The following is an 18731-nucleotide window of genomic DNA, read 5'->3' on the forward strand; positions in this document are numbered from 1 at the left end:
GCCCCGCTCGCTGACGCGAGCCCCCGGGATATTTTTGCCAAGAGGAAGGCAGATTTCATGAGAGTTGAGAGCGAGGCGCAGCTGGCCGAGGCCGTCCGGGATGCGGGTGGCGCGCTGGCGGTGCGCGGAGGCGGTACGCGGCCTGTGGGCCGGTGTCTGGGTGAGCCGCTGGAAGTCGGGATTTCGGGCATCACGCTCTATGAGCCGGGCGCGCTGACGCTGGTCGTGGGCGCGGGGACGCCCTTGGCCGAAGTCGAGGCGGCGATTGCTGCCGAGGGCCAGCGCCTGCCCTTCGAGCCCGCGAATTGGGGGCCGGTTCTGGGTGTGCCGGGTACGAGCACCGTGGGCGGTGTCGTGGCGGCGAACGTCTCGGGGCCGCGTCGGGTGCAGGCTGGGGCCTGTCGCGACAGCCTGATCGGGACGCGTTTCGTCGACGGGCGCGGGCAGATCGTGAAGAACGGTGGCCGGGTGATGAAGAACGTCACCGGCTACGATCTGGTTAAGCTGATGGCCGGAAGCTGGGGCACGCTCGGGGTGATGAGCGAGGTGGCCTTCAAGCTGCTGCCAGCAGCCCCGTCTCAGGCGACGGTTGTGATCGACTTGCCCGCAGGGGCCGCGCAGGTGGCTCTGGCGGCGGCTTTGGGCTCGCCCTACGACGTGTCCGGTGCGGGCTGGCTGCCCGGTCACGGTGCGGTGGTGCGGGTCGAGGGGCTGGCCGAATCCGTCGCCTACCGGGCGGAGCAGTTGCGCAAACTGATGGAGCCTTTCGGCCCGGTGCGGGTCGAGGAAGAGGGCTCGGCCGCGATCTGGCAAAGCCTGCGCGATCTGGAGCCGTTTATCGGCAAGGACGGCGATCTGTGGCGGCTTTCGGTGAAGCCGTCGGAGGCCTCCGAGATCGTCGCGCGTCTGGGTGGCGAGGTGCTGCTCGACTGGGGTGGCGGGCTGATCTGGGCGCTTCTGCCCGAAGGCAGCGACGCCCGTGCGTTGGCCTCGCTCTATACCGGCCACGCGACCTGCATGCGCGGCGCGGCGGGCGTGACCTTCGAGCCCGAACCCGCGCCGATCGCCACGCTGACCACCGCGCTGCGTGCGCAATTCGACCCCAAAGGTATTCTGAACCCCGGAAGGATGGGCTGATGCAGACGAATTTTTCGCCCGAACAGCTGAAAGATCCCGGCGTCGCGCGCTCCAACGAGATCCTGCGCGCCTGCGTCCATTGCGGGTTCTGCACCGCGACCTGCCCCTCCTATCAGGTGCTGGGCGACGAGTTGGACAGCCCGCGCGGGCGCATCTACCTGATCAAGGATATGCTGGAGAACGACCGGCCCGCGGATGAGAAGACGGTCAAGCATCTCGATCGTTGTCTGAGCTGTCTGGCGTGCATGACGACCTGCCCCTCGGGCGTACATTACATGCATCTGATCGACCATGCCCGCGCCCATGTCGAGAAAACCTACAAGCGCCCGATGATGGATCGGTTGCTGCGCTGGACGCTGGCGAAGATCGTGCCCTATCCGGGCCGCTTCCGTCTGGCGATGGGCGGGGCGAAACTGGCGAAACCCTTCGCGGGGCTGCTGCCGGACAAGCGTTTACGCGCGATGGTGGGCATGGCGCCCAAGACCATCCCGCCGGTCAGCCGCAACGATGACGCGCAGGTCTTCGCGCCGATCGGCGAGAAGAAATACCGCGTGGCGCTGCAGATCGGCTGCGCGCAGCGGGCGCTCAACACCGATATCAACGACGCGACGATCCGGCTGCTGCGGCGGCTGGGCTGCGAGGTGGTGATCCCGAAGAACCTGGGCTGCTGCGGGGCGCTGTCGCATCACATGGGCCGCGAGGACGAGAGCCATTCGCAGGCCGCGCGCAACATCCGCGCCTATCTGAGCGAGGGCGATCTGGATGCGGTGATCATCAACACCTCGGGCTGCGGCACGACGGTGAAGGATTACGGCCATATGTTCCGCAACGATCCGATGGCCGAGGAGGCGGCGAAGGTTGCGGGTCTGGCCTGCGATGTGTCGGAGTTCCTTGTGAAGATCGGTCTGCCCGAGGGTAAGGGCGGGATGCGTGTCGCCTATCACGCGGCCTGTTCGCTCCAGCACGGCCAGCAGATCAAATCCGCGCCGAAGGACCTGCTGAAACGTGCTGGCTTCGAGGTGGTCGAGCCTGCCGACAGCCATCTGTGCTGCGGCTCGGCGGGCACCTATAACCTGCTGCAGCCCGAGATTTCCGACGAGCTGAAGAAGCGCAAGGTGGCGACGCTCGAGGCGAAGCAGCCCGAGGTGATCGCGGCGGGCAATATCGGCTGCATGGTGCAGATCGGCGGCGGCACCGAGGTGCCCGTTGTCCACACTGTCGAACTTTTGGACTGGGCTACGGGCGGGCCGAAGCCGCCGGCGCTTGCGCAGGCCTGATCCACGCCACAATCTGGCCGCATCGGGGCGCTACGAAAGGCAAAACGCCCCGCAATCTTCGGAGCCCCGATGCGCCTTCTTGCTCTCGCTCTTGCCTGTCTGACCGCGCTGCCTGTGCTGGCGCGGGCCGAGACGATCACCCATGCGACGCCCTTGCGCGCGCTGGAGACCGGCGACGATACGCGCGGCTGGCAGGCGGTGGGGCGGCTCGATCTGGGCCATGGCAGCTTTTGCACCGGCACGCTGATCGCGCCCGATCTGGTTCTGACGGCGGGGCATTGCCTCTATGACAAGCGCAGCGGCGCGCTGATCGATGCGCGCGAGATCGAGTTTCGTGCGGGCTGGCGCAACGGCCGCGCCGAGGCCTATCGCAAAGTGTCGCGCGCGGTGCTGCACCCCTCCTATCACTATGGCGGGCCGGTGGGCGTGAAGCGTTCGGAATTCGATCTGGCGCTGATCAAGCTCGCGCAGCCGATCCGCCTGCCGCAGCTTCAGCCCTTTGAGGTGTCGCGCAGCGCGCCCTATCGCGGCGAGGAAGTGGGCGTTCTGTCCTATGCGCAGGGCCGCTCGGAGGCGCCGTCGCTGCAACGCAATTGTTCGGTGCTGGAACGTGCGGGCGCGACGGTGGTGATGAGCTGCTCGGCCGATTTCGGGGCCTCCGGCTCGCCGGTTTTCAGCTTCGCCAATGGCCGCCCCGAGATCGTCTCGGTGGTCTCCGCCAAGGCCGAGATGGGCGCGCGCCCGGTCTCTATCGGGGCGCTGGCCAGTGGGGTCGCCGATCTGCGGCAGGCCATCGAGAGCCGCGACAACGTCGCCACCACCCGCGAAATTCGCGCGGGCGGGGCAAAATTCATCAAGGCGAAATAAGCGCGATGGGTGTTAAGCGGATCATCTTCGGCGTGGTGGCTCTGGCTCTGCTGGGTGGCATGGGCGAGGCGCAGGAGGCGCGCAATTCCGCGCTCGACCGACTGTCGCAACGCGCCGATCTTTTTGGCTGGGAGGCGGTGGGCAAGGTCACCATCGGCGCTGACGGCTACTGCACCGGCGTTCTGATCGCGCCCGATCTGGTGCTGACGGCGGGCCATTGCATCTTCGACCGGCGCGCCAAAGGGCCGCGAGACCCGGCGACGCTTGGTTTTGCCGCAGCCCAAACCGACGGGGCGGAGATCGCCGCGCGCCCGGTCGCCGCGATGGTCGTCGATCCGGAATATAACCCGTTTGTCCCGCTCTCGGTGGACACCGTGCGCCATGACGTTGCCCTTCTGCAGCTCTCCGCGCCGATCCCGACTTCGATCGCCGCACCTTTTCGCGTCGGCGATGTGCCCGCCGCAGGGGCCGAAGTGTCGGTGGTGTCTTACGCGCAGGGCCGGGCCGATGCGCTGTCCTGGCAAAAGGCCTGCAGCGTGTTCGGTCGCGCGAAAGGGTTGATCGGGTTCGATTGCGACGTCGACCATGGCTCCTCGGGCGCGCCGGTTTTCGACCGCTCGGGGCTGGCCGCGGGCGGGCGGGCGCAGATCGTGTCGCTGGTCTCCTCGGGCTCGCGCAAGAATGGCGTCTCGCGCGCCTATGGGATGGAATTGCCCGCGATCGTCGCGCAGCTGAAATCCGCGCTGCGCTCGGGGCGGGGCGTGATCCGCGCCGTATCCCCCAGCGCTGGCCCCAGCGCCTCCGCCGCACCGCAAATCCGGGGCACTTTGCCCGCGCAGGGCCAGCCGCGCATCCTGTCTGGCGGGGGCGCAACCGGGGCGAAATTCCTGCGCCCCTAAGGGCTTGGCCCGAAGCGGCGCCCCTCTTGAAACGTCGCGAGAGATTTCCCAAATTTATGAGTGCCGGAATGCCTGATGAGGGTTCTGGCGTCCAACTGCCCGGCCCCGGAAAGGGGCGGGTTTCATAACCATCGCTCAAGAGAGGATGATGATATGCGAAACTTTGATCTTTCGCCCCTTTACCGTGCCACCGTGGGCTTCGACCGCGTGGCTGATATGATGGACCGTGCGCTGACCAGCGATCTCGCGCAGCCGACCTATCCGCCCTACAATATCGAGAAGACCGACGAGAATGCCTATCGCATCTCGATCGCCGTTGCGGGCTTCGGGTCGGAGGAGCTGAGCGTCGAACTGAAAGACGGCGCGCTGATCGTGACCGGTCGCAAGGCTGAAGACGATTCCGGCCGCACCTACCTGCATCGTGGTATCGCGACCCGCGCCTTCGAGCGCCGCTTCGCGCTGGCCGATCATGTGAAGGTCACCGGGGCCACCCATGAAGACGGGATGCTCCATCTCGATCTCGTCCGCGAAGTACCCGAGGCGCTGAAGCCGCGCCGGATCGAGATTGCAGGCCCGACCAAGTCGGAGGCCAAGCAGGTCGAGACGGTCGACGCCTGAGGCATCTACGATCGGTAAAAATGACGGGCGCGGGGGGTAACTCCCGCGCTTTTTGCTGTCTGGGGGCAGGTCAGGGCGGCGTGAGATCGGTGCCGCCGCGCTGGAACACCATCACATGGTCGCCGCTGCCGGTGAAGGTGACAGCCGCGCCTTCGACCTGCGCCTGCTTCATGTCGAAGAACAGCTGCACGAGGCCCGCATCTGCCTTGAACTCCGGCGTTTCCTGCTCGCAGGCGAAAGTGGGCGAGGCCGATGTCGGCCGGATGCCAAGCGCGGGGTAGGGGGCGAACATCACTCCGGTCACGCAGAGGCAATGCCCGCAGACGGCGAAGCGCGAATTCTCCCCGATATAGAAGCGGATCGCCCGCGCGGGCGCCTTGCCGTCCACCGTGGCGAGGTCATAGGCGCGCAGGGTCTCCACCTTCGAGGCGAGCGTCTGGGCGTCCGAGGTGCCGCTCGGCATACAGGCCGCAAGCGCGGCTGCGAGCCCGAGGGGTGCGATGCGCGCGGCCATCTTTCTTGGAAGATCGGTCATGGTTTTGGTCCGTTACTGGCGACTGCCAGCAGGATGCGTGGTCCCGACCATAGGCGCATTGATCCGGCGCAAGGACCTTGGGGACCTCAGTCGGCGACCATCGCGCCGATCAGGGCGATCTCTTCGCTGCCCGCCTCGCGGGCTTTCTCCTCCAACCGCCGATAGGCTGCGAGGACCGCTTCGCCCTCGGGGGTCAGCGACGCACCGCCGCCCTTCGCGCCACCGCGCGCGCGATCCACCAGCGGCGACTTGAAACCCGCATTCATCTCTTCGACCAGCGACCACGCACGTTTGTAGCTCATCTTCATCGCGCGCCCCGCCGCCGAGATCGAGCCGTGTTCGGCGATTTCCTCCAGCAGCCGGACCTTGCCGGGGCCCAGCATCGCCTTGTCGAAATAGAGGCGCATCATCAGGCGGGTCAGTTCCATTCGGGCATCCCTCGCGCTCGTCACGTCATGCGTCCCTTATCCTGATCCTGTGCACGGGCCAAGACAAGGGGGCGGGGCGAATAGGAAAGGGGGCGAGGGCGCATGCGACAGGGCTCGTGCGCTCTTGCCATTGCCCGCGCCTTGGGCGAGCGTGCGCGCGAAGGAGCCCCCGCATGTATATCTCGATCGCCTCGCTTGTGGGCGCCTATCTTCTGAGCCAGTTCTACCGCACTTGCCTCGCCGTTCTGACGCCCGTTCTGGGCAAGGAAATCGGTGTGACGCCAGGCGATCTCGCCGTGTCTCTGGGGCTTTGGTACGGGGCGTTTGCGCTGATCCAGATCCCGATCGGCGAAGCGCTGGACCGGATCGGGCCGCGCCGCACCGTGGGCGTACTTATGGCGCTTGGCGGGGGCGGGGGCGCTGCCGTCTTCGCGATGGCGCAGGGGCCGATGGGGATCCACATCGCGATGATCCTGATCGGGGCGGGCTGCGCGCCGGTGCTGGTGGGCAGCTATTTCATCTTCGCGCGCAGCTTCAAGCCGGCGCTGTTCGGCACGCTCGCGGCCTCGATGATCGGGGCGGGGAGCCTTGGCAATCTCGCAGGCGCGGCGCCGCTTGCGGCCTCCATCGAGGCTTTCGGCTGGCGTCCGACGCTTTGGGCGCTCTCGGCGCTGACGCTGCTGGTGGCGGCGCTGATCCTGTGGCTCGCGCGCGACCCCGAGCGGGTGGAGCAGCCTGCAGGCCGTCGGGGCACCGCACTCGATGTGCTGCGCCTGCCGGGCTTCTGGGTGCTGCTGCCGCTGACGGTCGCGAATTACACCGCCGCCGCCGGGATCCGCGGCGTCTGGGCGGGCTCCTATCTGGCCGATGTCTTCGGAGCCGATGCGCAACTGATCGGCAAGGTGACGCTGGTGATGGGCCTCGCGATGATCGCGGGCAATTTCGCCTATGGTCCGGCGGACAAGATTTTCGGCAGCCACAAGCGGGTCGCGCTTTACGGCAACGCGGTGCTCGCCGTGGCCTTGGCGGTGCTCTTCGTGCTGCCGGGACAGTCGCTGTGGTTGGCGACTGTGCTTCTGGCGGCGATCGGCTTCTTCGGCGCGTCCTTCCCGGTGATCATGGCGCATGGCCGTACCTTCTACCCGCCGCATCTGACGGGCCGAGGAGTGACGCTGCACAACATGTTCTCGATCATGGGGGTTGCCGCGATGCAATTCGCTTCGCGCCCCGTGTTCGATGCGGTCTCGGTGGGGCACACGCCTGCGGTGGCCTATGGGCTGCTGTTCGCGTTCTTCTTGGCGCCGCTGATGATCGGGCTGGTTTTCTACGTTTTCGCCCGCGACAGCGGCGATGGCATGAGCTAAACCCATCGCATGACCCGGCTCGGATTTCTGATCAATCGCACGCTGCGGCGCGAGGCCCCGCTTGCCGCGCTCTCCGTCTCGCAAAAGGCATTGCTGGGCGATATAGCGGGCAAATCCGTCGCACTTGTCGGCAATGCCCGCGCACTGGCCGAGGGGCAGGCGGGGGCGGAGATCGACGCGCATGACGTGGTGATCCGGATCAACCGGGCGCCGATGCCCTCGGCGACAAGCCACGGCACGCGCACCGACTGGCTCGCGCTTGCGACCTCGCTTCCCGAGGCCGAGCGTGTCCGCATCGCGCCGTCGCGCATCCTGTGGATGAGCCATAAGCGCAAGCGGCTCGATTGGCAGACCGCCACGAGCCCCGGTTTCTACCTGCATCCGCTGGACGACTACGAAGGGCTGAAGCTCAAGCTCGGCGCGCAACCCACGACCGGCGCGATGCTGATCGAGATGCTCCTGCGCTCGGATCTGGCGCGGCTCGACCTCTACGGCTTCGATTTCTTCGCCTCGCTTTCGCTGTCGGGACGACGCTCGGCCGACAAGGTGCCGCATGATTTCGCCGCGGAAGCGGAGATGGTTGGCGGGTTTCTTGCTTCCGATCCACGTATCATTCGGAACTAACGGGGCGTCGAACCCCTTTCATTTCCTGACGTAAAGCGGTAGGAAGCCGCGTTCTATTCGAGCAAGGAGGTCCTCATGGGCTATAAAGTCGTCGTTGCGGGCGCCACGGGGAACGTGGGCCGCGAAATGCTGAACATCCTGGCCGAGCGCCAGTTCCCGGTCGATGAACTGGTGCCGCTCGCGTCGCGCCGGAGCCTCGGCACAGAGGTCAGCTTTGGCGATCAGACCCTGAAGACTAAAGATATCGATGGGTTCGACTTCACCGGCTACGACATCGCGCTGTTCGCGATCGGCTCGGACGCCACGAAGAAATACGCGCCCATTGCCGCCAAGCAGGGCTGCATCGTGATCGATAACTCGTCGCTCTACCGCTACGACCCGGACGTGCCGCTGGTCGTGCCGGAGGTGAACCCGGAAGCCGTCGACGGTTACGCGAAGAAAAACATCATCGCGAACCCGAACTGCTCGACCGCGCAGATGGTCGTGGCGCTCAAGCCGCTGCATGACCGCGCCAAGATCAAGCGCGTCGTCGTCTCGACCTACCAGTCGGTGTCGGGCTCGGGCAAAGAGGCGATCGACGAGCTTTGGAACCAGACCAAGGGCATGTATGTCCCCGGTCAGGAAGTGGAGCCGAAGGTCTATCCGAAGCAGATCGCGTTCAACGTGATTCCGCATATCGACGTGTTCCTCGACGATGGGTCCACCAAGGAAGAGTGGAAGATGGTCGCCGAGACCAAGAAGATCGTTGACCCGGCGATCAAGCTGACCGCGACCTGCGTGCGCGTGCCGGTCTTCGTGGGCCACTCGGAAGCGATCAACATCGAGTTCGAGGAGTTCCTCGACGAGGACGAAGCGCGCGACATCCTGCGCGAAGCGCCCGGCATCATGGTCGTCGACAAGCGCGAAGATGGCGGCTACGTCACCCCGGTCGAATGCGTCGGCGATTTCGCCACCTTCATCTCGCGCATCCGTCAGGACTCGACCATCGAGAACGGCCTGAACATCTGGTGCGTGTCGGATAACCTGCGCAAGGGCGCGGCCCTGAACGCGGTGCAGATCGCCGAGACGCTGGGCAAGCGCGTGCTCAAGAAGGGCTGAGCGTTCGGCCTTTTGGGATTTGGGAAACGCCCGGTCGGAAGATCGGGCGTTTTTCTTTTGGCGGTGTTTTCTGAGACGAGGGTTTGCCCGGGCGTCCAGCCCGGGCCGCGCCCGACCCTCCCCCCGGGAGGGCGCATTGGCGATGTCTTCGCGCGCATAACCGTCACTCGGGCTTGCGAGATAAAGCGCCTGGCCACAGGCGGATCGAAGCGCCCACCCAAGGCTCGGGCGCGTCCCTTACCGCGTGACCCGCTTCACCCCCAGATACGGCCCTTCGCCCGCCGCCGCGATCCGCGCCTTGGCGGCCTCGATGCCCTCATAGGCCACGCTCATCGTATGACCGTTGGCATGGATCATCTTCTCGCCATTGCAGGCGAGCGCGACATGGCCTTTCCAGAACAGCAGGTCGCCACGCTGCAGCGGCGCGCCCTCCGGCACCACCTCGCCCATCTCCGCCCATTGCAGGTCGCTGTCGCCCGGCACGGATTGCCCGCACAGCGCGAAACCGATCTGCACCAGACCCGAGCAGTCGATCCCCGCACGGCTGTTGCCGCCCCACAGATAGGGTGTGCCCAGCAGCCGCTCGGCCACCGCGACGGGATCGTCCTCGGGCCGATCGAGAGCGCGCAGATGCTGGCGCGGCACGAAGCCCTCGGCGGTCACGGCGAACATTCCGTCGTCCCCGGTCACTGACAGATGCGCGCCCATCGAGATCTGCATGACTTCGCCGCGCTTGATCGCCGCCTCGCGATAGACATGCGTGGCCGGCGCAGTGACGACATGGGTGGCAGGTTCGGGCGTGCCAAAGGCATCGGCGGCGACCCAGCCGCAATATCCGTCCCATGCGGCCTGCACGAAGGCGAAGCCGTCGCGCTGGTCGATCACCGTCACCTCGGCGCCAAAAAGAAGCTGCCGGTCACGCAGGCTGCCCGGCTCTGGGCAGAGATCGGTCACGGGAACGACGATCCGCGCGGGCATCCCGTGGGTGAAACCCTCCGCCTCGATCTGACCGCGCAGGGTCTCCAACGCGATCTCGCCTGAATAGGGCAGGCGGCGACGGTCGGTCATTTCAGCACCTCGGGCAGGGCCGCGAGGATCGCCCGCGCGCCTTGGCCGGCCCCGCCTTTCGGGCGGGCGGGGGCGGCGGCGGGTTGCCAGCCGTAGATATCGAAATGGGCGAAACGCTCGGTCTGGGTCACGAAGCGGCGCAGGAACAGCGCGGCGGTGATCGAGCCCGCCATGCCGCCCGAGGGGGCGTTGTCGAGATCGGCGATGCCGGGCTCGATCTTCGCCTCGTAGGGCGCCCAGAACGGCATCCGCCAGAGCGGGTCTGCCACCGCGCCCGAGGCCGTCGCCAAAGCCTGCGCGACGCCCTCGTCATCGGTGTAGAACGGGTGGATATCGGGCCCCAGAGCGACCCGCGCCGCCCCCGTCAGCGTCGCCATGCAGATCATCAGATCGGGCGGGGTTTCATCGGCATAGGCCAGCGCATCGGCCAGCACCAGCCGCCCCTCGGCATCGGTATTGTTGATCTCGACCGTCAGCCCCTTGCGGCTGGTCAGGATGTCGCCGGGGCGGAAACTGTCGCCGCCGACCGAGTTCTCTACCGCCGGGACCAACACCCGCAGGCGCAGCTTCGCGCCGGTCGCCATGATCATATGCGCAAGCCCCAACACGGTGGCCGAGCCGCCCATATCCTTCTTCATCAGCCCCATCGAAGCGCCGGGCTTGAGGTTCAGCCCGCCGGTGTCGAAGCACACGCCCTTGCCGACCAGCGTCAGCGCCGGTCCTTCGCTGCCCCAGCTCAGCTCGATCAGCCGCGGCGTGCGCGGGGAGGCGCGGCCCACCGCGTGGATCATCGGGAAGTTCTGCGTCAGAAGATCGTCGCCCTTGATCACCTTGGCCTCTGCGCTGTGACGCTCGGCGAGCAGTCGAGCGGCGCCCTCCAGCTCGTCCGGGCCCATATCGGAGGCGGGGGTGTTAATCAGGTCACGGGTGAAAGCCTCGCCCTCGGCCACGGCTTCGATCTGCGCGGCATCCAAGCCCTCCGGGCAGACCAGCCGCGCTTTCGGCGGCGTGGCTTCGGCATAGCGGCCGAACCGATAGCCCGCGAGCAACCAGCCGAGCGCCGTTTCCGCCTTCAACTCTTCAGACAGGTCGCCCTCGATCCGCCATGCGCCTTCGGGCAGGGCCGAGGCCGCCCGCGTGAGCGAGAACCGCTCGCGCGCCCGTGCCGCATCAGTCCCGAGACCCAGCAGCGCCGCCTCCGCGCCATCCGGCCCAGGCAGAAGCGCGACCTGACCTGCGCTCGCCTTGAACCCCGTGGCCTCGACGAAGGCGCGCTGCGCGGGAGGCAGATCGGCCAGAGCCTGCTCCAACCCCTCGGGTGCGACGGCGATTAGCGCGCGCGCGGGCGCACCCGCCTCGGCGAAGCGCATCGCGGGGCGCGGGGCGAGAAAGGAAAAGTCGGCGGGCACGTTTGCGGTCTTGTCTGCGCTCATGGGGGGCGGCTCCTTGGCTCTGGTGGTTGCTTTCGTCCCAGAGCCTAGCGTTGCCGCGCCTGCCCGCAAGGGCCGATCGCTCACGCCTCAGGAAGACAGGTTGCCGATGTCCCAAACCTCGGTGAGCGAGCGTTCCGCGATCCGGCCCAGCCGCGCCATCACCGCCGCCTGCGCCACCGCATCGCCGCCCGAGAGGCAGTCCAGAAGGTCGCGCGCCGTGCTGACCATCGACACCAGCCCGACTTGTTCGGCAAGCTCCATCACCTCGACGATCGCGCGGCGCAGCTTGCCGCATTGGCCCGACTTCGTGGCCTCTTCCAACGCGCTGAGATGGAAAGCGAGATCTTCGACCGTGGCGCAGATCACCCGCTCCGCCGCGTCCTGTCCCAGCTCCGCATAGAGCACCACCAGCCGCGCCGTATCCAACGACATCTTTTCCTTGCAGCGCAAGCGAGACACCTGTGTCACCCCGACACCCCCTTCGATTTCACCATCACCCGGGCGGTAACGTGATCGAGAGGTCTCAAGATTTCGTTGAGCGATACGGAAAATCTTCTCGAAACCCGGCGCACATCGCGCTATTTGACGCAGCGATAAGACGCAAGACACCAGACGAGGGATCGATGAGAGAGCATGTGAAACCGCTGCCCAGCTACCTTGTGAGCCGATATCAAGGATGGCACGCCACCGCCTATGACGAGAACCGCGCCTGGTATCGCCGTCTCGCCTCCGAAGGGCAGCGCCCGCGTTCGATGATCATCGCCTGCTGTGACAGCCGCGTGCATGTGACCTCGATGTTCGGCGCCGATCAGGGCGAGTTCTTCATCCACCGCAATATCGCGAACCTCGTGCCGGAATTCACGCCCGATGGCGATCACCACGGCACCTCGGCTGCGGTCGAATATGCGGTGACCAGCCTGAAGGTCGCGCATCTGATCGTGCTGGGTCACTCCAATTGCGGCGGTGTCGCGGGCTGCCATGCGATGTGCTCGGGTCATGCGCCGGAGCTGGAGGAGAAAAGCTCCTTCGTCGGCACCTGGCTGAACCTGCTGCGCCCCGGCTACGAGCGCGTGAGCGAGCTGCCCGAGGATCAGCAGGTGCTGGCGCTCGAGCGTGAGGCTGTGAAAGTCAGCCTCGAGAACCTGATGACCTTCCCCTTCGTGCGCGAGGCGCTCGATGCCGACCGGATGACGCTGCACGGGCTGCGCCACGACATCGGCGAAGGCGTTCTCGAACAGTATGACGCCGACACGGATCGGTTCGAGACGTTCTGAGGCTTTGCCATTCCCGTTGGCCCCCGCGCGGGGCCGACGGCTCCGCTGCGGCGGAAATCCGACTGGTGTTCACGGGCTGTTAAGCTCGATGCGCGAGGCTGGGGAGACCCCGCCAATGCGAACGAGCTTCGATCCGCCATGTCACAATCTGCATCCCGCTCCCATTCTCAGCATCGCCTTGTGTCTCTGCGCCTGCCGCTCGATCTGATCGACCGCATCGCGGCGGAAGCGCGTGCGTTCGGTCTGCCCCCGGCAGAGCTGATCCGGCGCGTGTTGCAGGACGGTCTGGCGGAGGAGGCAGCGCTCGAAGCGCCTGCTGCGAAAACGCCGTTGCCGGAAATGCACGCGGTGCAGGAGGCGCTGGATCAGGCGCGCGACTGGTTCGATCTGCAACATCGGCTGCGGGGGGAGGGCTTCGTTCTGCGGCTTGCAGGCGGCGGGGCTTTGGGGCTGCATGCATGGCCTACCAACCGCTTCCTGATGCTGCTCGACGAAATCGGGCCGAGCCTGACGGAGCTTGTGCTGCGCTTCGGCGCGCCGTTTCCGGGCGACGATGGCGGGCGCACCAAGATCGTCGGAGCAACGGCGGGGCAGGGTGCGACCGTGGCGGAGGGCGCGACGGCACGGGCGGCTGCCGCCGAATATGCGGCAGCGCAGGCCGCGCAGGCAGTGGGGCCGCAAGCCGCGCCGGAGGAGAGGGCGCCCGAGGCGACAGAAAAGACCAGCGATGCAGAGGCACAGCCCCCCGAGGCAGCGAAGGCCGAACCTCCCGCGCGCGGGTTTTTGCGCCTGTCACCGGCACTGCTCGCGAAACTGCGCGCTGCGGCCGATCCGCGAAACGCAGCCTGAACGCGCGGGGCTGTTCGCGCAGCCTTGCCTTAGCGCAGCACCTGATCCGTCGGCCAGCTGAGCGTGGTCTCGGTGCGGATCGTCTTGGTCTCGCCTGCGCCCAGATCGAAGCGCCATGCGAGCACGCCGCGGCGATGGTCGTAATCGCTCTCGCTTGCGGGCGGGGTCGCCTTGGTCGTGATCTTCAGGTCTTCCTGTTCGGAATAGGGCACACGGTCGATCACCCGCATCGGCCAGCCTTTGTCGGTGAGGTTCTTCACCTCGATCTCGACCACCTCGCGGCGCTCGTTCGATTTCGAGATGAAGCCGCTATCGCCCTCCATCGTGTCGGGCATGCGGCGGTCCACGCGGATGCCTTCGATCGGTCCGAAACCGAGCGTCAGATCGTCACCTGCGGCCACCATCGGCAGTTGCGACTGGCCGACCAATGCCCCATCCGCATAGAGGTTCGCGGGGCCGGGCAACAGGATTTCGCCGGTGTCGTTCTTGCCCTCGGCTACGCGATAGGCCTGCGGATCGGTCAGCGGCGCGGCCTCTGCGAAGACCTCCATCGGAAGGGTCTTGGAATCGAGGCTCAGGCGCAGATCGTCCACCCCGTCGCGCAGGTCCACCGCGCTTGGGTAATGATAGGTCACCGTCTCGCCTTGCATCTGCAGATCGGCGCGGTCGCTGATCGCCGCCTCCATCATCGGGGCAGAGGCAGCGCCATCGGACGCGGCGAGGGAGCGCTTCATCGGCACCGGCGTGGGCGGCGCATCGGGATCACCGATCCGGGCCAGCCGCGGATAGACTTCGCCCGGCTCCGCCCGCCCGCCGGGACGTGCCGTCGAGAGGGTCAGGTCGACCCCGCGCCAATCCTCGCCCGTCGCCTGATGGACCGAGACGAACCGCTCCATGTCCACCGCACCCTTGTCGCGGTCGAGCCGTAGATCATAGGAGGGCTGCCAGCCCGCATTCTGGACGTAGGAGGTGATGGTCAGCGTGCCCGAACCCTGAACCTTGGCGCTCAGCACGTCACGATCCGTCGCCGGGTTCAGCAGCGCATCGAGCGCAGCCTGTGCCTGTTTCACCGTCTCTTTCGCGGGATCGAGCGCGGCTTCGGCGCGGCGCGCCTCGGCTTCGGCGGCAATTGCGCGTTCCGTTGCTGAGAGGATCTGATCCTCTACCATCTGTGCCAATGCGCGAAGCTGTTCGGGTGCGGTTACCTGCGAGTCGGTGTTCTTGAGATAGGTGATCTGGTCGCGCGCGGCCTGCGCCTTGGCGCGGATCACCGCCACCGCGTCTTCCTGTTCCGCAAGCGCCTCTTGCGCCGAGGCCAACCGATCGCGCGCAGATTTCACTGCGGCGCTGTCCTGCCCGCTGATCGCAGGCGCGCGCCCGGAGAGCAGGCTCACCGCGCCGATCTGCACACCGTCGCCCGACACGCGCAGCGTCGAGATGTCGGTGCCTTCGGGAAAGCCCGGCACCAGCAGGTCATGGCTGCCCTCGGGGGCGTCCAGCGTCACCTGCCGCACCACCTGCGCGCCTTGCGGAAAGAGCGTCACGGCCGTGATCTTACCCGGTGCCTCGATCGTGTCGGCCAAGGCGGGCAGGGCGGTCGCGGCCAGCAGGGCCGCCGTGAGGGTAATGCGCATCGGTTCCTCCCAAATCCGTTCTAGATCGAGCCTGCGTCGCGCCGCGCGCAGTTGCAAGCCATTGAAATCCGGCGCGGGTCGCCACTGGCGGGAACTCGCCAGAGCGTCCGTGCGCGGGGCAGGGACACTGTGCCTGCTTGCCCTTGCGTCCGCAGCCGCGCGCGCTTACGTTGCGCCCTACCTCGGGGTGCCGGACGATCCGGCTGAGATGCGATCCACGCGAACCCGTTGAACCTGAACCGGTTAAGACCGGCGGAGGGAAGGTAGCCGGATCTCCCGGCCCCACTCCGCCCGGCAAGCCCAAGGAGTGAGGCATGAAAACCCACCTGATGCTTGCGGGAGCCCTGAGCCTGATCGCCACGATGGCGGCGGCCGAGGACAAGCCCGTACTCACCGTCTATGCGCCCGATTATTTCACGAGCGAATGGGGCCCCGGCCCCGCGATCGAGAAGGGGTTCGAGGCGACTTGCGATTGCGATCTGAAATTCGTGGCGGGCGATGTGCTGCCGCGGATCCTGCTCGAAGGCGACAAGACCTCAGCCGATATCGCGATCGGTCTGAACACCGACGTGACCGCGAAGGCGCGCGCCACGGGCCTGTTCGCCCCGCATAACGAAGACACCTCCGATCTGACCATGCCGGTCAAATGGGACGATCCGATCTTCCTACCCTTCGACTGGTCGGAGCTGGCCTTCGTCTATGACAAGACCAAGCTGAAAAACCCACCCGCGAGCTTCCAGGACCTGCTCGATGCGCCCGATGACGCCTACAAGATCGTCATTGAAGATCCGCGCAGTTCGGTTGCGGGTCTGTCGCTGCTCTTGTGGGTGAAGGACATCTACGGCGACAAGGCCGAAGAGGCCTGGACGAAGATCGCGCCGAAGGTGTTGACCGTGACGCCGGGCTGGTCCGAGGCGTACGGGATGTTTACCGATGGCGAGGCGGATATGGTGCTCAGCTACGTCACTTCGCCCGCCTATCACATCATGGCCGAGGAGGATGACAGCAAGGTCGCGGCGATCTTCCCCGAGGGGCATTACTTCACCCCCGAACTGGTCGCGCAGCTCAAGACCTCGAAGCATCCCGAGCTGGCGCAGAAGTTCCTCGATTACGTGCTCAGCCCCGATTTTCAGGGCATGATCGCGACGGCGAACTGGTCTTTCCCGGCGAAACTGCCGAAGGATCAACTGCCGGAGGTGTTCCAGAACCTGCCGATGCCCGACAAGACGCTTTATCTGGGTGAGACCGAGGCCGAGAAACTGCGCGGTCCGGCGCTGGACGAATGGCAACGCGCCTTCTCCAGATAAAACGCGCGCCCCTCTGGGCGATGCTGGCGGGTGCGGCTTTGGCCGCGCTCGTCCTTGGCACGTTGGCGGCGGTGACGCTCCGCGCGGGCGGGCTGACGGGGCTGCGCGAGACCGACCTCGCCGCGATCCGCTTCACGCTCTGGCAGGCGGCGGCCTCGGCGCTGATCTCCTGCGTGCTGGCGATCCCGGTCGCGCGGGCGCTACATCGCCGTCGCTTTGCGGGGCGGGGGCTGCTGATCTCGCTCCTCGGGGCGCCGTTCATCCTGCCGGTGATCGTCGCCGTCTTCGGGCTGATCGCGGTGTTCGGGCGGCGCGGGCTGGTCAATGCGGCCCTCGCGCCCTTCGGCATCGATCCGATCTCGATCTATGGCGCGCAGGGCGTCATCATCGCCCATGTCTTCTTCAACCTGCCGCTGGCCACGCGGATGATCCTGCACGGTTGGGAGGCGATCCCGGCCGAGCGGTTCCGCCTTGCGGCCACCCTCGGCTTCGGCCCGGCCGAGGTCACCCGCCACCTCGAACGCCCGATGCTGCGTAGTGTCCTGCCCGGTGCGTTTCTCGCGATCTTCCTCGTCTGCCTGACCTCCTTTGCGGTCGCTCTGACCTTAGGGGGCGGGCCGCGCGCGACTACGGTGGAGCTGGCGATCTATCAGGCCTTCCGCTTCGATTTCGACATGGGTCGCGCGGCGAGCCTTGCGCTGGTGCAGGTCGCGATCTCGGTCGCAGCCCTGCTGGTCGCGGCGCGCGCCACTCTGCCGTCGAGCTTCGGTGCGGGGCATGACCGCCGCGCTACGCCGATCCCGCAGTTGTCCGGCGGGGCGGATCGCGTGGCCTTCGATACGCTCGCGATCCTTCTGGCGGCCGTCTTCCTGCTGCTCCCCATCGGGGCGGTCTTCGCCCGTGGGCTGCCTGCGCTGGCCGATCTGCCCGAGATGATCTGGCCCGCCACGCTGACCTCGCTGGTGATCGCGTTGGCCTCGACGATGATCACTCTTGCCATCGCCCTGCCGCTTGCGCTGGCCGCCACGCGGCAACGCTGGGCGGAGATCGCGGCGATGCTGCCGATGACCGCGTCGAGCCTCGTGATGGGCACCGGCGCTTTCCTGATCGCGCGGCCTTTCGTGAACCCCACGGACCTCGCCCTGCCGATGGTGCTGCTGACCAATGCCGCGTTGTCGGTGCCTTTCGCGACCCGCATCCTGATGCCCGAGATCCGCACGCTTCAGGCTGATTACGACCGGCTCGCCGCCTCGCTGAACCTGCGCGGTTTTGCCCGGCTGCGCCTGCTGACGGTTCCGCGCCTTGCCCGGCCGCTGGGCTTCTCGGCGGGGCTGGCCGCGGCCTTCTCGATGGGCGATCTGGGCGTCATCACGCTGTTCTCCGACGGGCAGACCCGCACCCTGCCGCTGGCGCTTTTCCAGCTCATGGGCTCTTATCGCATGGATCAGGCAGCGGGCGCTGCGAGCCTGCTCCTGATCCTCACCTTCGCGCTTTTCTGGGCGCTCGACCGCGCGGGGCATTATGCTGACCCTCGATAGACTGACCCTCACACAGGGCGATTTCCGCCTCGATGCCGATCTCACCATCCAGACGGGTGCGCGCGTCGCGCTGATCGGCCCCTCCGGCGCGGGGAAATCGACACTGCTTTCGGCCATCGCAGGGTTCTTGTCGCCCGCAAGTGGCCGCATCCTCTGGCAGGGCGAGGACATTACCGCGATGCCGCCGGGGGAGCGCCCGCTCTCGATCCTGTTTCAGGATCAGAACCTCTTCCCGCATCTGCGGCTCGAGACCAATCTCGCGCTTGGCCTGAACCCGAAAGGCAAGATCGACGCCACCGACCGCGCCCGGATCGAGACCGCGCTGGCGCGTGTGGGCCTTGAGGGGATGGGGAGGCGCAAACCCGGCGCGCTGTCGGGCGGGCAGCAAAGCCGGGCGGGGCTCGCGCGGACGCTGCTCCGTGGCCGCCCGATCCTGCTGCTGGACGAGCCTTTCGCGGCGCTGGGGCCCGCGCTGAAATCCGAGATGCTGGCGCTGGTGGCCGAGATCGCGCGCGAACAGGGCACGACGGTGCTGATGGTCAGCCACGATCCCGAGGATGCGCGTGCGCTTTGTCCGCAGACGGTTCTGGTGGCCGAGGGCCGCGCCCATGCGCCGCAAGAGACAGGGCCGCTTCTCGACGATCCGCCGCCTGCGTTGCGAGACTATCTGGGGAGTTAGGGGCGCTGCCCCTCTTCGCTGGCGCGAATTCACCCGGGGATATTTGACCAAGAGCGAAGGGGAGATCACTCCCTTGTCTTCGCCTTGGTTCAAATATCCCGG

Annotated in this window: 19 protein-coding genes and 1 riboswitch; of the genes, 13 read left to right on the forward strand and 6 right to left on the reverse strand. The window is 66.8% G+C overall.

What is annotated here, in order from left to right; all coding sequences use genetic code 11:
• Window positions 1-57: 57 nt before the first annotated feature.
• From BMI85_RS13705 to BMI85_RS13725, 5 genes are all read left to right on the forward strand, one after another.
• Entirely contained in the window at window positions 58-1137 is a 1080-nt protein-coding gene (locus tag BMI85_RS13705; protein ID WP_078542781.1) for an FAD-binding protein, read from the forward strand.
• Window positions 1137-2414 (forward strand): glycolate oxidase subunit GlcF, encoded by a 1278-nt coding sequence (glcF, locus tag BMI85_RS13710; protein ID WP_078601681.1) that lies wholly within the window; start codon window positions 1137-1139, stop codon window positions 2412-2414. Before BMI85_RS13705 ends, glcF begins: the two co-directional genes overlap by 1 nt.
• A gap of 69 nt (window positions 2415-2483) precedes the next feature.
• On the forward strand, window positions 2484-3281 hold the full coding sequence (locus BMI85_RS13715; protein ID WP_078601682.1) for a S1 family peptidase: 798 nt from the start codon (window positions 2484-2486) through the stop codon (window positions 3279-3281).
• A gap of 5 nt (window positions 3282-3286) precedes the next feature.
• Complete coding sequence (locus BMI85_RS13720; protein WP_078601683.1) at window positions 3287-4180, forward strand: serine protease; 894 nt, start codon at window positions 3287-3289, stop codon at window positions 4178-4180.
• A 153-nt stretch (window positions 4181-4333) separates the two neighbouring features.
• Window positions 4334-4798 (forward strand): Hsp20 family protein, encoded by a 465-nt coding sequence (locus BMI85_RS13725; RefSeq protein WP_078601684.1) that lies wholly within the window; start codon window positions 4334-4336, stop codon window positions 4796-4798.
• Window positions 4799-4868: 70 nt separating this feature from the next.
• Here the strand turns inward: BMI85_RS13725 and BMI85_RS13730 are convergent, their stop codons facing one another.
• Window positions 4869-5333: a hypothetical protein gene (locus tag BMI85_RS13730; RefSeq protein ID WP_143595088.1), complete on the reverse strand. Its 465-nt coding sequence runs from the start codon at window positions 5331-5333 to the stop codon at window positions 4869-4871.
• 86 nt (window positions 5334-5419) lie between these two features.
• Window positions 5420-5761 (reverse strand): LysR family transcriptional regulator, encoded by a 342-nt coding sequence (locus tag BMI85_RS13735; RefSeq protein WP_232621626.1) that lies wholly within the window; start codon window positions 5759-5761, stop codon window positions 5420-5422.
• A 173-nt stretch (window positions 5762-5934) separates the two neighbouring features.
• Here BMI85_RS13735 and BMI85_RS13740 point away from each other — a divergent pair, with 173 nt between their 5' ends.
• From BMI85_RS13740 to BMI85_RS13750, 3 genes are all read left to right on the forward strand, one after another.
• Window positions 5935-7125, forward strand: coding sequence for an MFS transporter (locus BMI85_RS13740; protein WP_078601686.1), 1191 nt, complete (start codon window positions 5935-5937; stop codon window positions 7123-7125).
• Between the two features lie 9 nt (window positions 7126-7134).
• Window positions 7135-7749, forward strand: a complete 615-nt coding sequence (locus BMI85_RS13745) for a glycosyltransferase family 29 protein (protein ID WP_078601687.1) — start codon at window positions 7135-7137, stop codon at window positions 7747-7749.
• Between the two features lie 75 nt (window positions 7750-7824).
• Window positions 7825-8847 carry an aspartate-semialdehyde dehydrogenase gene (locus BMI85_RS13750; RefSeq protein ID WP_078601688.1) on the forward strand — a complete coding sequence of 341 codons (1023 nt, stop codon included), beginning with the start codon at window positions 7825-7827 and terminating at the stop codon, window positions 8845-8847.
• Window positions 8848-9084: 237 nt separating this feature from the next.
• On the opposite strand, the gene BMI85_RS13755 is transcribed toward BMI85_RS13750, so the two are convergent.
• The 3 genes from BMI85_RS13755 to BMI85_RS13765 all read right to left on the reverse strand — a co-directional run bounded on the left by BMI85_RS13755 (window position 9085) and on the right by BMI85_RS13765 (window position 11780).
• Window positions 9085-9915 carry an NlpC/P60 family protein gene (locus tag BMI85_RS13755; RefSeq protein WP_078601689.1) on the reverse strand — a complete coding sequence of 277 codons (831 nt, stop codon included), beginning with the start codon at window positions 9913-9915 and terminating at the stop codon, window positions 9085-9087.
• A complete protein-coding gene (locus tag BMI85_RS13760; RefSeq protein ID WP_246832562.1) occupies window positions 9912-11348 on the reverse strand; it encodes a leucyl aminopeptidase family protein in 1437 nt (478 codons plus the stop codon). The genes BMI85_RS13755 and BMI85_RS13760 overlap by 4 nt, the downstream gene beginning before the upstream one ends.
• A gap of 87 nt (window positions 11349-11435) precedes the next feature.
• Window positions 11436-11780 (reverse strand): hypothetical protein, encoded by a 345-nt coding sequence (locus tag BMI85_RS13765; protein WP_078601690.1) that lies wholly within the window; start codon window positions 11778-11780, stop codon window positions 11436-11438.
• A gap of 191 nt (window positions 11781-11971) precedes the next feature.
• On the opposite strand from BMI85_RS13765, the gene BMI85_RS13770 reads away from it, so the two are divergent.
• Both BMI85_RS13770 and BMI85_RS13775 read left to right on the forward strand, forming a co-directional pair.
• Complete coding sequence (locus BMI85_RS13770) at window positions 11972-12622, forward strand: carbonic anhydrase (protein WP_078571997.1); 651 nt, start codon at window positions 11972-11974, stop codon at window positions 12620-12622.
• A 138-nt stretch (window positions 12623-12760) separates the two neighbouring features.
• The gene (locus BMI85_RS13775; RefSeq protein ID WP_078601691.1) at window positions 12761-13471 is read left to right on the forward strand and encodes a hypothetical protein; all 711 of its coding nucleotides are present in this window, start codon (window positions 12761-12763) and stop codon (window positions 13469-13471) included.
• A 29-nt stretch (window positions 13472-13500) separates the two neighbouring features.
• On the opposite strand, the gene BMI85_RS13780 is transcribed toward BMI85_RS13775, so the two are convergent.
• Window positions 13501-15105, reverse strand: coding sequence for a DUF4139 domain-containing protein (locus tag BMI85_RS13780; RefSeq protein ID WP_078601692.1), 1605 nt, complete (start codon window positions 15103-15105; stop codon window positions 13501-13503).
• 173 nt (window positions 15106-15278) lie between these two features.
• Window positions 15279-15383, forward strand: a riboswitch (TPP riboswitch).
• A gap of 36 nt (window positions 15384-15419) precedes the next feature.
• Here BMI85_RS13780 and thiB point away from each other — a divergent pair.
• The 3 genes from thiB to BMI85_RS13795 are packed head-to-tail and all read left to right on the forward strand — an operon-like array spanning window position 15420 to window position 18629.
• Window positions 15420-16412 (forward strand): thiamine ABC transporter substrate binding subunit, encoded by a 993-nt coding sequence (thiB, locus tag BMI85_RS13785; protein ID WP_078601693.1) that lies wholly within the window; start codon window positions 15420-15422, stop codon window positions 16410-16412.
• A gap of 20 nt (window positions 16413-16432) precedes the next feature.
• Window positions 16433-17950: a thiamine/thiamine pyrophosphate ABC transporter permease ThiP gene (locus BMI85_RS13790; RefSeq protein ID WP_246832563.1), complete on the forward strand. Its 1518-nt coding sequence runs from the start codon at window positions 16433-16435 to the stop codon at window positions 17948-17950.
• Window positions 17934-18629 (forward strand): ATP-binding cassette domain-containing protein, encoded by a 696-nt coding sequence (locus BMI85_RS13795; protein ID WP_078601695.1) that lies wholly within the window; start codon window positions 17934-17936, stop codon window positions 18627-18629. Before BMI85_RS13790 ends, BMI85_RS13795 begins: the two co-directional genes overlap by 17 nt.
• Window positions 18630-18731: the final 102 nt, after the last annotated feature.

It is taken from the genome of Thioclava sp. DLFJ4-1, from assembly GCF_002020145.1.
Classification (GTDB): domain Bacteria; phylum Pseudomonadota; class Alphaproteobacteria; order Rhodobacterales; family Rhodobacteraceae; genus Thioclava; species Thioclava sediminum.